Origin of the sequence: Flavobacterium polysaccharolyticum (assembly GCF_038739875.1) — a bacterium.
GTDB classification, from domain to species: Bacteria; Bacteroidota; Bacteroidia; order Flavobacteriales; family Flavobacteriaceae; genus Flavobacterium; species Flavobacterium polysaccharolyticum.
In genome coordinates this window covers 38,234-51,351 of record NZ_JBCGDP010000004.1, presented here as the reverse complement: position 1 = coordinate 51,351, position 13,118 = coordinate 38,234, and the positions used below count along the sequence as shown (strand labels likewise).

The 13,118-nt window shown below is 35.1% G+C and carries 12 protein-coding genes; 10 read left to right on the top strand and 2 right to left on the bottom strand.

The genetic code is table 11. The annotated features are described in order from the left end of the window. The first annotated feature begins 69 nt into the window (after positions 1-69). Positions 70-1,026, top strand: coding sequence for a methylenetetrahydrofolate reductase [NAD(P)H] (gene metF, locus WFZ86_RS05285; RefSeq protein ID WP_342690970.1), 957 nt, complete (start codon positions 70-72; stop codon positions 1,024-1,026). Between the two features lie 209 nt (positions 1,027-1,235). Here metF and WFZ86_RS05280 read toward each other — a convergent pair whose 3' ends face one another. After that, complete coding sequence (locus WFZ86_RS05280) at positions 1,236-2,108, bottom strand: LysR substrate-binding domain-containing protein (RefSeq protein WP_342690969.1); 873 nt, start codon at positions 2,106-2,108, stop codon at positions 1,236-1,238. Positions 2,109-2,195: 87 nt separating this feature from the next. On the opposite strand from WFZ86_RS05280, the gene WFZ86_RS05275 reads away from it, so the two are divergent. From WFZ86_RS05275 to WFZ86_RS05265, 3 genes are all read left to right on the top strand, one after another. Next, entirely contained in the window at positions 2,196-2,414 is a 219-nt protein-coding gene (locus WFZ86_RS05275; protein WP_342690968.1) for a hypothetical protein, read from the top strand. A 223-nt stretch (positions 2,415-2,637) separates the two neighbouring features. After that, a complete protein-coding gene (locus tag WFZ86_RS05270) occupies positions 2,638-4,044 on the top strand; it encodes a pyridoxal phosphate-dependent decarboxylase family protein (protein ID WP_342690967.1) in 1,407 nt (468 codons plus the stop codon). Positions 4,045-4,164: 120 nt separating this feature from the next. Next, positions 4,165-5,205 (top strand): glycosyltransferase family 9 protein, encoded by a 1,041-nt coding sequence (locus WFZ86_RS05265; RefSeq protein ID WP_342690966.1) that lies wholly within the window; start codon positions 4,165-4,167, stop codon positions 5,203-5,205. Between the two features lie 94 nt (positions 5,206-5,299). Here the strand turns inward: WFZ86_RS05265 and gldA are convergent, their stop codons facing one another. Then, the gene (gene gldA, locus WFZ86_RS05260; RefSeq protein WP_159687650.1) at positions 5,300-6,196 is read right to left on the bottom strand and encodes a gliding motility-associated ABC transporter ATP-binding subunit GldA; all 897 of its coding nucleotides are present in this window, start codon (positions 6,194-6,196) and stop codon (positions 5,300-5,302) included. A 167-nt stretch (positions 6,197-6,363) separates the two neighbouring features. On the opposite strand from gldA, the gene WFZ86_RS05255 reads away from it, so the two are divergent. From WFZ86_RS05255 to WFZ86_RS05230, 6 genes are all read left to right on the top strand, one after another. After that, positions 6,364-7,614: a dicarboxylate/amino acid:cation symporter gene (locus WFZ86_RS05255; RefSeq protein ID WP_342690965.1), complete on the top strand. Its 1,251-nt coding sequence runs from the start codon at positions 6,364-6,366 to the stop codon at positions 7,612-7,614. 17 nt (positions 7,615-7,631) lie between these two features. After that, a complete protein-coding gene (locus tag WFZ86_RS05250; protein ID WP_342690964.1) occupies positions 7,632-8,558 on the top strand; it encodes a M28 family peptidase in 927 nt (308 codons plus the stop codon). A 340-nt stretch (positions 8,559-8,898) separates the two neighbouring features. Then, positions 8,899-9,744, top strand: a complete 846-nt coding sequence (locus tag WFZ86_RS05245; RefSeq protein ID WP_342690963.1) for a prephenate dehydratase — start codon at positions 8,899-8,901, stop codon at positions 9,742-9,744. Between the two features lie 38 nt (positions 9,745-9,782). Then, positions 9,783-10,928 carry a pyridoxal phosphate-dependent aminotransferase gene (locus WFZ86_RS05240; protein ID WP_342690962.1) on the top strand — a complete coding sequence of 382 codons (1,146 nt, stop codon included), beginning with the start codon at positions 9,783-9,785 and terminating at the stop codon, positions 10,926-10,928. A gap of 100 nt (positions 10,929-11,028) precedes the next feature. Continuing rightward, positions 11,029-11,886, top strand: a complete 858-nt coding sequence (locus WFZ86_RS05235) for a prephenate dehydrogenase (protein WP_342690961.1) — start codon at positions 11,029-11,031, stop codon at positions 11,884-11,886. Positions 11,887-11,952: 66 nt separating this feature from the next. Beyond that, on the top strand, positions 11,953-13,035 hold the full coding sequence (locus tag WFZ86_RS05230; protein WP_159687631.1) for a bifunctional 3-deoxy-7-phosphoheptulonate synthase/chorismate mutase type II: 1,083 nt from the start codon (positions 11,953-11,955) through the stop codon (positions 13,033-13,035). Positions 13,036-13,118 lie beyond the last annotated feature (83 nt).

Below are 13,118 nucleotides of genomic sequence, written 5' to 3'. Positions count from 1 at the left end.
TAAAATTATTTAACACAATCCTGATCACCCCTATCAGGAATTCCCCCTTCGGGGGCTAGGGGGCTGACTATGAAAGTAACACAACATATAGAAAACGCTAAAGGAGAAACCTTGTTTTCTTTTGAAATTATTCCGCCACAAAAAGGCAAAAGCATTCAGGAATTATACGATAACATCGACCCGTTGATGGAGTTCAAGCCGCCATTTATTGATGTGACGACTTCTCGTGAAGAGTTTATCTACGTAAATAAAGGGAATGGATTATTAGAAAAGAAGTTGACAAGAATGCGTCCAGGAACTTTGGGAATTTGTGCATCTATCAAACACAAATATAATGTCGACACGGTGCCGCACGTACTTTGTGGAGGTTTTACGAAAGAAGAAACAGAATATTTGTTGGTGGATTGTCATTACTTAGGCATTGATAATGTGATGGCTTTGCGTGGTGATGCGATGAAAGACGAACAATCGTTTGTGCCAACCAATGGAGGCAATAAATATGCTTCAGATTTAGTAAGCCAAATTAATCAATTGAACCAAGGGAAGTATTTGCACGAAGTAATGGACATTGATAATAAAGCCGATTTTTGTATTGGTGTGGCGGGTTATCCTGAGAAGCATTTGGAATCCCCATCTTTGCAAACCGATTTGAAACGTCTTAAAGAAAAAGTTGATGCAGGAGCGGATTATGTCGTTACTCAAATGTTTTTTGATAATGCTAAATATTTCGAATTTGTAGCCAAAGCCAGAGAAATGGGTATTACAGTTCCGATTATTCCTGGGATAAAACCTATTGCGGTAGAAAGACATTTACAAGTGTTGCCACAAATTTTCCGTATCGATTTGCCTGAGGATTTAATTGCTGCGGTAGAAAAATGTAAAAACAACGCCGAAATTCGCCAAGTAGGAATCGAATGGGCGATTCAACAATCTATAGAATTAAAAGCCGCAGGAGTTCCTGTTTTGCATTACTATTCTATGGGAAAATCAGAAAATATTCGTCAGATAGCGAGTAAGGTTTTTTAAATTTATTATTAATTTCAATTTAAGATGCTTGGTTGTTTTTTAACCAACTAAGTTTTTGTTTGTATAAAATCTTTTGGCTAGAACAAGTTGGGGATATGGTAACGCTAATTTTTGATTGATTATTAACTTCAATTGTACGAAAAATGGTTTAAATTAAAGACTTAATCCCCCAGTTGAGTATTGTTTTTTTTCTATCGTCGATTTAAAATTTAATTTGAAAAACTATTAAGGAAATGTGCCAAACTCGGATTTGCATTTTCTTTTCGGTACAACATTATTAAGGGAATATTTTTGGTTTTTTTATGCAATGGAATAAATTTTAATTTTAAGGTATTGTTTTCAGAAATCGATTCTGGAAGTAATGAAATTCCAAATCCACATTCAACCAAACGTAAAATTGAATTTAATTGAGTTGCTTGATGATATATTTTTGGAGCAAATCCTGATGTTGAGCATAATTCTAAAAAACTATCAAAAATTGTTGGTCCGCAATCTCTGGCGAAACTTATAAAATTTTCGTTTTCTAAATCTTTAATTTTAATCATTTTTTGGTTCGATAAATTATGTTTCATTGGTAAAACTGCAATTAATGATTCGGTTGAAATAATTTTTTCTTCTAAATTTTTAGGATTCAACCAAGTTCTAACAAAAGCAACATCCATTGTTCCGTTATTCAAAGACTGGATTAAGTTTAAATTGGGTTGTTCTTCAAAATTCAAATTAATTTCAGGATAATTTTCGTGAAAAGAATTCAATAAATTAGGTAAATTAGTATGCATTGTTGCCCCAACATAGCCAATTCTTAAGTTTCCGCTTTCGCCTTTACCGACAATTTTTAATCTCTTTTTAATCGATGCCATTTGAGAAATCATTTGCTTTGTTTGTACCAACAATTCTGCTCCAGCCGAAGTTAAAAGGACTTTTCGTTTTGTTCTTTCAAATAATAAAACACCAAATTCGTCCTCCAATTGTTTGATCATTCTGCTCAATGGCGGCTGTGAGATGTTTAATCTTTCAGCTGCTCGACCGAAATGAAGTTCTTCAGCAAGAACCTGAAAGTAATTTAAATTTCTCAAATCCATAATTATACTTTTTAGGTATTAATAAGTGCTAAAATAACAATAAAAGTATTAATTATGTTTTTTAGATTTGTAAAAAATAGCAAGCAAATGAAAAATTTAAAAACAATTATGTTTTCTCTGTTGATTTCAATAGGATTAATCTCTTTTTCAAGTTTTAATAATAGGACAAAACCAAAGACCCCTCGTTTTATTGAAGTTACCGTTGTAAATTACATTATTTTTCATGGTTTCGATGCTTCTAATAAGGAAATTGAAGAATATGTAAAAGACCAAACAGCTAAGAAAAAAAATGATTTCTGTGGATAGAATTCAGTCAATTAGTGAGAAATATGTTTGCACAACTTATGCAAATAATAGATTAATTTATTGGGAATATACTGACGGATATGAAAATCTAAAAAAGAAATTAGGGTTATAAAACCTAATCTTAATTTTGAGAATTTAAATGTAAAAACTATAATTTATTAAGATGGTGGTTTTCTCCTTTTTTTCTTTAGTATACATCTTCCAACTTACACAAAACAAAAATATGAATCCAACCCTCCAACAAGATTTAAAAGACATCGAAAATATCCTTGAAAAAGTAAAAAAACAAGGGATTGATTTTCTGAACAACATTGATATAGTTCCGACTTCAACTAATAATTCTATAACAACGGATAGAAACCTTAATAATTCGGGTTTGGGAGCTGTAGCTGCTTTGGAAGAATTCAATCAACGGTTAGCACCTTTAATGGTTTCTCAAGCGGGACCGAGATATTGGGGTTTTGTTACAGGAGGAGTGACACCTGCTTCTATTGTGGGCGATTGGTTAACGACGATTTACGACCCCAATGCACAGGCTACAAACGCACAAGGTGGTGTTTCTGCTTTGATTGAAATAGAAACGATTAACTTGCTGTTGCAATTGCTTGATTTGCCAAAATCATTCTTGGGAGGATTTGTAACTGGTGCTACCATGTCAAATTTCACTAGTTTAGCAGTAGCTCGTCAATGGTATGGAAAGCAAATAGGGCAAGATTTTGCCAAAAACGGAATTTCAGTACCTGTTAACATCCTTGTAGCTACACCACATTCATCTTCAGTAAAATGTTTATCGATGTTAGGGATTGGTAGCCAAAATTTTACTAGAATAAAGACCATAGAAGGAAATCGAGAAGCTATTGATATAGCCGATTTAGAACAAAGTATAATAAGATTAAACGGTCAGCCTTTTATTTTAATCTCAAGCGCAGGAACAGTCAATACTGCCGATTTTGATGATTTTGTTGCCATTACTAAACTCAAAGAAAAATACAATTTTTGGTGGCACATTGATGCAGCTTTTGGTGGTTTTGCAGCATGTTCACCAAAATACAAAAATTTTGTAAACGGTTGGGAAAATGCAGACAGTATTACGGTCGATTGTCATAAGTGGTTAAATGTTCCTTATGAAAGCGCCTTTTATTTGATAAAAGAGGAACATAAAAATGACCAAGTTGAAACTTTCCAGAACTCGAATGCTCCGTATTTGGGAGATCCATTGGAGAATTTTAGTTATTTGAATTTCTTACCCGAAAATTCAAGACGATTAAAAGCATTACCCGTTTGGTTTTCATTATTAGCGTATGGGAAACAAGGATTTCAAGATATTGTAGAAAATAGTGTAGCCATGGCATTGCAATTAGAGTCTTTTATTACTCAAAATAAAAACTTTGAGTTATTGGCGCCAACACGTCTCAATAATGTCTGTTTTACTTTGGCAGGTGACCACAATCAGGAAAAAGTAAATTTATTTCTGACCCATCTTAACGACAAAGGAAATGTATTTATGACTCCAACAGTGTATCAAAACTGCAAAGGAGTTCGAGCTTCTTTTGTCAATTGGAGAACAACTGATAAGGATGTGAAAATTGCAATAGCAGATTTAGAAGCAACTTTATTAGAATATATATAATAATTGATCTTTACTTTTAAAGCAATCTTAAAAACAGCAAGTATTTTTGTAGTTTTGTAGTTGATATGGCTAGTATTTCAATTTAAACTAACATTGTTTTCTAAATAAAATATGCACTCAATGAGTCTAAAAATAAAAATCAATAGGATAAGAAGAAGCGTTATGCAAAGCCTAACAAGTGGTTTAGGTAATTCTTCGAATGTTAATAAAGGAACAATTGATCCCTTACAAGTTAAAAGAGTCTTGATTTCGAGACCCAATCACCGTTTAGGGAATTTATTATTAATTACGCCTTTGGTTCAAGAAGTACAAACACTTTTTCCGAATGCAACTATTGATGTTTTTATAAAAGGAAATCTTGGTCCCATTGTTTTTGAAAATTTTACGGCTTTAAATCAGATTATTCGTTTGCCTAAAAAACATTTTGATGAATTGGGAAACTATATGAAGGGCTGGTTGAAACTGAAGAAAGACAAGTACGATTTAGCCATCAATGCAGATAAAAATTCTTCGTCAGGTCGTTTGTCTATTCAACTTGTAGATGCAAAATTCAAATGTTTTGGGGAACAAGCAACCGATCTTTCAAGTCAATTTTCTGACTATACTCATATTGCAAAATATCCTGTGTATGATCTGCGTTATTTTCTTGCTTCGGTAGGGATGAAAGTGCCTAGTACTCCAATTCCTAATTTGCTTTTGCAACTAAGTCCTGAAGAAATAGCCAAAGGCAAAGCACTTTTGGACGCTATTGTTCCTTCATCCAAAAAAACAATCTGTCTTTTCACTTTTGCCACGGGTGCTAAATGTTATTCGGTGGAATGGTGGGCCGTTTTTTATGAAAGAATTTTAAAAGAGTTTCCAGACTACAATATTTTGGAAGTGTTGCCTGTAGAAAATGTGTCGCAAATAAATTTTGATGCGCCAACCTATTACAGTAAAGACATTAGAGAAATCACAGCATTTTTTAAAAACACAGCTGTTTTTGTGGGCGCTGATAGCGGAATGATGCACTTGGCTAGCGCCGCTCAATTACCAGTAGTAGGTTTGTTTTCGGTTACCAAAACAGATAAATATGCGCCTTATGGAGCAAAAAGTGTCGCAATCAATACCAACGAAACTTCTATTGACGATTGGATTCAAGCGATAAAAGATAGTTTGTAGATTTTGGTAGTCCTTAGTGATCAGTACTTAGTTCTTTGCTATTCACTAATTACTAATAACTGATGACTAACTACTAAGTACTGATAACTAATCACTACTTCGTAATCTCCCTGAATACCGCTTCTAAGTTTTTGTTTTTCTGGTTGAGTTGTAAGGTTTTTAATCCGTTGTCGTGGGCAAAATCAAATACGGTTGGACGCATATCTTGACTCGACAAAAAGGTCAGTTCCCATAGATAATCACTGTTTTTGATGAATGATTTTAAATGTGGAATGGTATTGATTTGGTCTTCGGTTACTTTTAAGTCAAATTCTACTTCAATGACTTGTTCTTTGTCGGCTGCAATCAAAACTTCTAATTTTTTGTCAGCTACAATTTTCCCTTTATCAATAATAATGACACGGTCACAAATCGCTTCTACTTCTTGCATAATATGAGTAGACAGAAAAACGGTTTTGTCTTTCCCTACGTTTTTAATCACATTTCGAATTTCAACCAATTGATTAGGATCTAAACCAGTAGTAGGCTCGTCAAGAATGAGTACTTCTGGATTGTGCAATAAGGCATTGGCTAATCCCACACGCTGACGATATCCTTTAGAGAGTTGTCCTATTTTTTTATGACTTTCGGGAGTTAATCCTGTCAATTCAATTACTTCTTGAATGCGAGAGGAGGGTACTTTGTACACATCGGCGTTGAAAGCCAGATATTCTCTAACATACAAATCCAAATACAACGGATTGTGCTCTGGTAAATAGCCAATGATTTTTTGGACTTCTTTGGTGTCTGAAATAACATTTTTATCATTTACTAGTGCTACGCCTTCATCAGCCGCTAGGTAAGTGGTCAATATTTTCATCAAAGTAGATTTTCCAGCACCATTTGGACCAAGAAAACCAACGATTTCTCCTTTTTTTACAGAAAAAGTAATCGAGTCTAATGCTTTTTGAGCACCATAGCTTTTTGATAAATTTGTAACTTCTATAGACATAAGAATGATTTTGTTGCAAAAGTAAACAGAAAAACCAAGCTATGGAAGTTTCTTTGGGTAGTATAAAAAAATATTGAAGTATTTTGTTTTTTGCGGGATATCAATTTATCGCTGTTTTATTCCTACCAATGCACTAAGATTTTTATATTTACTTCAAACTTATAGCTATGAGCGAAGACAAAACAAATTCTTTTTTAGAAAATTACAGCAGTATCCTATTGCTTTTGGGTGGGATTCTACTTGGTAGTATGGCTGGATTGCTTTTTGGTAAAGACGTTGAGGTAATAAAACCGTTGGGTGATATCTTTCTTAATTTACTTTTTACAGCTATAATTCCATTGGTTTTCTTTACCATTGCAGCTTCTATTGCTACTTTGCAAAAAAACGAAAAACTCGGAAAACTCTTTGGAATCGTTTTACTAGTTTTTTTACTAACGGTTATTATTTCTGCATTAGTTATGATGGTGGGAGTTTTTATTTTTCCAATTGATAAAGCTGTTTTTTTGGTGCAAACGACAATAACATCTGCACATGATAGCACTTCGGGCTCACCCATTACACAATTACTTACGGTAAATGATTTTTATGAAATCTTATCTCGTAAAAACATGTTGGCTTTGATTCTTTTTTCTTTTTTAATGGGTTTTGCCACTTTGAATGCTGGCGAAAAGGGTAAAGATTTTGCTCGTTTTTTGCATTCGGCAAATGAGGTGATGAAACAGTTGTTAGTAATCATTATGAAAGGAGCTCCAATTGGGCTTGGGGCATATTTTGCTTATCAGGTTGGTGTTTTTGGTCCTCAGCTATTTGGAGCTTATGCGAAACCACTAGCTGTTTATTATGGGATGTGTACTTTCTATTTTGTAGTATTCTTTACTATTTATGCTTTTTTCTCGGGAGGTCTATTAGGGGTGAAAGTATTTTGGAAAAACAATATCACGCCTTCTTTTACGGCAATAGGAACTTGTAGTAGTATTGCCACAATTCCAGCCAATTTAGAAGGAGCTACACAAATGAAAATCCCTGCTTATATTCGAAACTTAGTAATTCCTTTGGGGGCGCCTTTGCATAAAGATGGTTCTAGTATGTCGTCTATTGTAAAAATAGCGGTGATTTTTGCTATTTTTGGTAAGGATTTTACGGATCCGATTACGATTCTAACAGCTATTGGTATTACTATTATTGTTTCGGTTGTAGAAGGAGGGATTCCAAACGGAGGTTATATTGGTGAAATACTAGCCATTACAATTTATGGTTTTCCAATGGAACAAGCCTTGCCCGCTGCTATGATTATTGGAACACTAGTCGATCCCATAGCGACTTTGCTCAATGCCAATGGTGATTTAATATCGGCAATGATGGTGACTCGAATCGTAGAAGGTAAAAAATGGCTTTTACGAGAAAATGAAATCAATTAAATCAAATCATACAAAAAATGAAAAAAATTAGTTTAGGATTGTTGGTGCTTTTTGGGTTCATAGCTAATGCTCAAAGTGGGATTCAACAAAGTGAGGTTACTCGAATAGAAACGGAATTGGCTTCGGATGCAATGGAAGGGCGTGCCTTGTTTACGCCAGGTATAGAAAAAGCATCGGCTTTTATAGAAGCAGAGTTCAAACGAATTGGATTGACTTACTATAAAGAATTACAATCCTATCGTCAAGATTTTTTGATTAAAGGAAAAAAGGCCAATAATGTAATTGGAATTATTCCAGGAAAATCAAAGCCCAACGAGTATGTCATTTTTTCTGGACATTTCGATCATTTAGGAATGAAAGAGTCTGGTGATGACAAAATTTTTAATGGTGCCAATGATGACGCTTCTGGAATTACAGCGGTAATTACTCTGGCAGAATATTTTAAAAAGAAAAACGACAACGAACGAACACTTATTTTTGTAGCATTTACGGGCGAAGAAACAGGAGGCTACGGTTCTGCCTTTTTTTCGAATTCTATCAATGCAGACGAAGTGGTAGCAATGTTCAATATCGAAATGATTGGAACGGATAGTAAATGGGGTAAGAACTCAGCCTATATTACAGGATTCGAGCGCTCTGATTTTGGAACTATTTTGCAAAAGAATTTGGTAGGTTCAGGATTCAATTTCTATCAAGATCCGTATCCGCAAGAACAATTATTTTACCGTTCAGACAATGCAAGGTTAGCGGCTTTGGGGGTTCCTGCTCATACTATTTCTACTTCTAAAATGGATATAGAACCTAATTATCATAAATTGAGTGACGAAGTGAGTACTTTAGATATGAATAATATGACAGAGATTATTAAGTCGATTGCCATCAGTTCACAAACCATAATCAGTGGAAAAGATACCCCTTCAAGGGTGCCAAAAATAAAAAAATAGTTTTCTTAGATCCAATTTACAAAGAGTATCAATAAAAAAGCAGACTTTGTAATAAACTTTTTTATTAAATTGTTAATTGAAAATCTATTTCACAAAGAAATCCTTTTTTGTTAGGTATTAGTTTAGTTTTTTTTGACAACATTAAAATAAGTTTTTATCTTTGCCAAAGTATTTATTGAAAATCAGAACAGAAAATGTTAAATAACCGTTTTTATTTTAGCTATACTTTTTATTTCTTCTTTGAGAAGTAAGGATTGTGCTATGGTTATTTGAAAGACAAAAAGAAACAAATAAAACTACAATACAATCCTGATGAAAATCAGGATTTTTTTTTGAATATATGAGAACAAAAATTGCAATTCAGGGAATAAAGGGGTCGTTTCACCATCAAGTGGCCAAAGATTATTTCTATCAAAATGTGGCTGTAGATGAATGCTTGTCCTTTGAAGAATTAGTGGATAGCTTGTTGAGAGGGGATAGTGATCAAGCGGTAATGGCTATTGAGAACTCCATTGCTGGACCGATTATTCCAAATTATGCATTAATTGATAAGAATAATTTGCACATTATAGGGGAACATTATTTGGATATTATTCAAAATTTAATGGCTTTGCCTGGACAGAAAATCGAGGATATTCAAGAAGTACATTCGCATCCGATGGCATTATTACAATGTATGGACTTTTTAAAAAAATACCCTAATATCAAATTAGTTGAGGATAAAGATACGGCGGAAACAGCTCGCAGAATCCACGAAAATCAAATCAAAGGAATTGCAGCAATCGCTAGTGAAACGGCTGCTGATATGTATAATTTAGAGATTATAGCACCTTCGATTCAAACCATCGACAACAATATGACTCGATTTGTGATACTCAAGAAAGAGAATTCTTTTGTTTCCGAAGACGAAATCAATAGAGCCTCCATCAAGTTTGAATTGGACCATAAACGCGGAAGTTTAGCGGCTGTTTTAAATGTGATGAGCGATTGTAAACTCAATTTAACCAAAATACAATCCTTGCCAAAAATAGAAACACCTTGGAAATATTCTTTTTTTGTAGATGTGACTTTCGAAAAATATGAAGATTACGCCAAGGCGAAAGCATTAGTTTCGATTATGGCGCATTATTTTAAAGTTCTGGGTGAGTATAAAAATACCAAGCCATTACTTGAATCTCCAAACTAGAAAATAAAAAATTCCAATTTAGAATAAAGCTAAAAAAAATGATAACAACAGCCCAACGTTTAGCGATAGTTGAAGAATATTACTTCTCCTCAAAGTTAAGAGAAGTACGCCAATTGGCCGCCGAAGGAAAACCTGTAATCAATATGGGAATTGGTAGTCCTGATTTAAAACCTGCTCCTGCTGTGATTGCCGCAATGACTGCTGCGATGCAAGACGAAAATGCACATCAGTATCAGAGCTATCAAGGTTTGCCAGAATTAAGACAAGCTATGGCTGATTTTTATGAGCGTAATTACCAAGTGACCCTAAATACCATCACTGAAATTTTGCCTTTGATGGGTTCCAAAGAGGGAATTATGCACATTTCATTAGCGTTTTTGAATGAAGGGGATGGTGTTTTGATTCCAAATCCTGGGTATCCGACGTATACTTCTGTGACTAACTTAGTAGGTGCTGTGCCACTATATTATGACTTGAAGGAAAGCACCAATTGGGAACCAGATCTTGAGGCTTTGGAAAAAATGGATTTGTCTAAAGTAAAATTGATGTGGATTGGGTATCCGCATATGCCTACAGGAGCCAGAGGGAATTTGGCTTTGTTTGAAAAACTGGTGGCTTTTGCTAAAAAACACAACATTCTATTGGTCAATGATAATCCATATAGTTTTGTTTTGAATGACCAACCTATGAGTTTGTTGCAAGTGGAAGGAGCAAAAGAAGTAGCGTTGGAGTTGAATTCGTTGTCCAAAACCTTTAATATGGCAGGATGGCGTGTAGGAATGGTTTCTGGAAATGCTGCCTGTATTGATGCGGTATTGAAAGTAAAAAGTAATATGGATAGCGGAATGTTTTATGGCATTCAAAAAGGGGCTATTGCAGCTTTGCAGAGTGACGCTTCTTGGTTCGATGAAATGAATGCGATTTACGCAAAACGCAGAATTTTAACCGAAGCATTGGCAGAGAAATTAGGTTGTGAGGTGTACAAAGAAGGCGTTGGATTGTTTGTTTGGGCGAAGCTTCCAGCAGGAATTACATCGGCGGAGGATTTTATTGATAAGATACTGTATGAGAAATACATCTTTATTACGCCAGGAACTATTTTTGGTTCGAATGGCGAAGGCTACATCCGATTTGCTTTGTGTGTAAAAGAAGAAAAAATTGAAGAAGCGATTCGTCGTTTTTAGCAGATAATACCTAGCCCTGATAGTAGCGGCATCCTATTGTGGCGGGGTTCGCCACAATAGATATAGCGGATAGCAGGATTAGCTAATAATAAAAATAATAATGAATATACACGTAATAGGAATAGGTTTGATTGGAGGTTCGATGGTGTTGGATATAAAGGCCTTACACCCAGAAGCGACTATTTACGGAATGGATAAAAATGAAGCCCATCTGCAAGAGGCGATGGCGCTTGGGGTTGTGGAGAAAGCCGCTACGATGCAGGATTTGGCCGATGCGGATTATGTTATTGTATCGGTTCCTGTGGATGTGGCGTTGCAAGTGTTGCCCGAAGTTTTGGACCAAATTGGCGAAAACACCATTGTTTTTGAAGTGGGTTCTACCAAATTGCCTATTTGTGAGGCGGTAGCGAATCATCCAAGAAGAAGAAATTATATTGCCACGCATCCTATTGCTGGAACGGAATTTTCGGGACCATCAGCGGCTATAAAGGGATTGTTTCAAGGGAAAACGAATATTATTTGTGAGGTGGAGAAAACGACTTTTAAGTTGCAAGAAAAAGCCATCGAATTGTTCAAAGAATTAGGAATGCGCATTCGTTATATGGACCCGAAGTCGCACGATAAACACATTGCTTACGTATCGCATTTGTCACACATTAGTTCGTTTATGTTAGGGAAAACGGTTATCAATAAAGAGAAGGACGAACAAGATATTTTTGATATGGCGGGTTCTGGTTTTGAGAGCACCGTGCGTTTGGCCAAGAGTTCGCCAGCGATGTGGACGCCTATTTTTAAACAAAACAAAAAGCACGTAGTGAAAAGTTTGGAAGAGTATATTGCTAATTTGACGCAGTTCAAAGACTTATTGAAAAGTGAAGAATACGATGCTATTTTTGATGAAATGCAGAGTGTAAATAAAATTAAAGCCATTTTGAATGGGATGAATACCAAAAAATAGGTAGAGAAGAACAGAATTAACACAAGAAACTATAGAATAATTTTAAAGATTTAAAAACTAAAAAAAATGGAAAACAAGAAAGAAATGAGAAATTGGTTGGAAGCGTTCAATTTGACGCATCCATTGGTGATAGCAGGACCTTGTAGCGCCGAAACAGAAGAGCAAGTATTGAAAATTGCACACGAATTGAAAGATTCTGATGTAAGTGTGTTTAGAGCTGGAATTTGGAAACCAAGAACGCGTCCAGGTGGATTTGAAGGCGTTGGAGAAATAGGATTGAAATGGTTGAAAAAAGCCAAAGCAGAAACAGGTTTGTTAATGGGGACTGAAGTGGCTACTGCGGCTCACTGTAAATTGGCTTTAGAAAATGATATTGATGTTTTATGGGTTGGGGCACGTACAACTGCCAATCCGTTTGCTGTTCAAGAAATTGCAGATACCTTGAAAGGGACAGACAAAATCGTTTTGATTAAGAATCCAGTGAACCCAGATTTAGCTTTGTGGTTGGGTGGTGTTGAGCGTTTGCATATGGCTGGCATTGAAAAATTAGGGGTGATTCACCGTGGTTTTTCTACTTACGAAAAAACAAAATACAGAAACATCCCAGAATGGCAAATTGCGATTGAATTGCAAAACAAATTCCCAGATTTGCCTTTGATTATTGACCCTTCTCACATTACAGGAAATCGTGATATGATTCTTGAAGTGACGCAAGAAGCTTTGGATTTGAATTATGACGGAATGATTATCGAAACACATACTGACCCTGATAATGCTTGGAGTGATGCTGCACAACAAGTTACGCCAGACGCTTTGAAACAAATTTTCAAAGATTTGAGAGTTAGAAAACAAATCGATGTTTCAGATGAGTTTATGACTAAAATGAGTAAATTAAGAGCGAATATCGATGTATTGGATGCTAATTTATTAGAGCTTTTGAGTAAAAGAATGAAAGTGGCCGTAGAAATTGGTCAGGTGAAAAAAGAAGCGAACGTGGCGGTTTTACAAAACAATCGTTGGAATGAAATTTTAGGAAAAATGATTTTGGAAGGAGAAAAGAAAGGACTTTCGGAAGAGTTTGTTTTAAAAATGTTCAAAGCGATTCACCAAGAAAGTATCAGCAAACAAGATAAAGTATTGAATTCGTAAAAGGATTTCATAAAGCTTAGTTTTTTTAATTTCTGATTTAAATCCCAAGACCTTTGTTTTGGGATTTTTGTTTGTTATGAGTC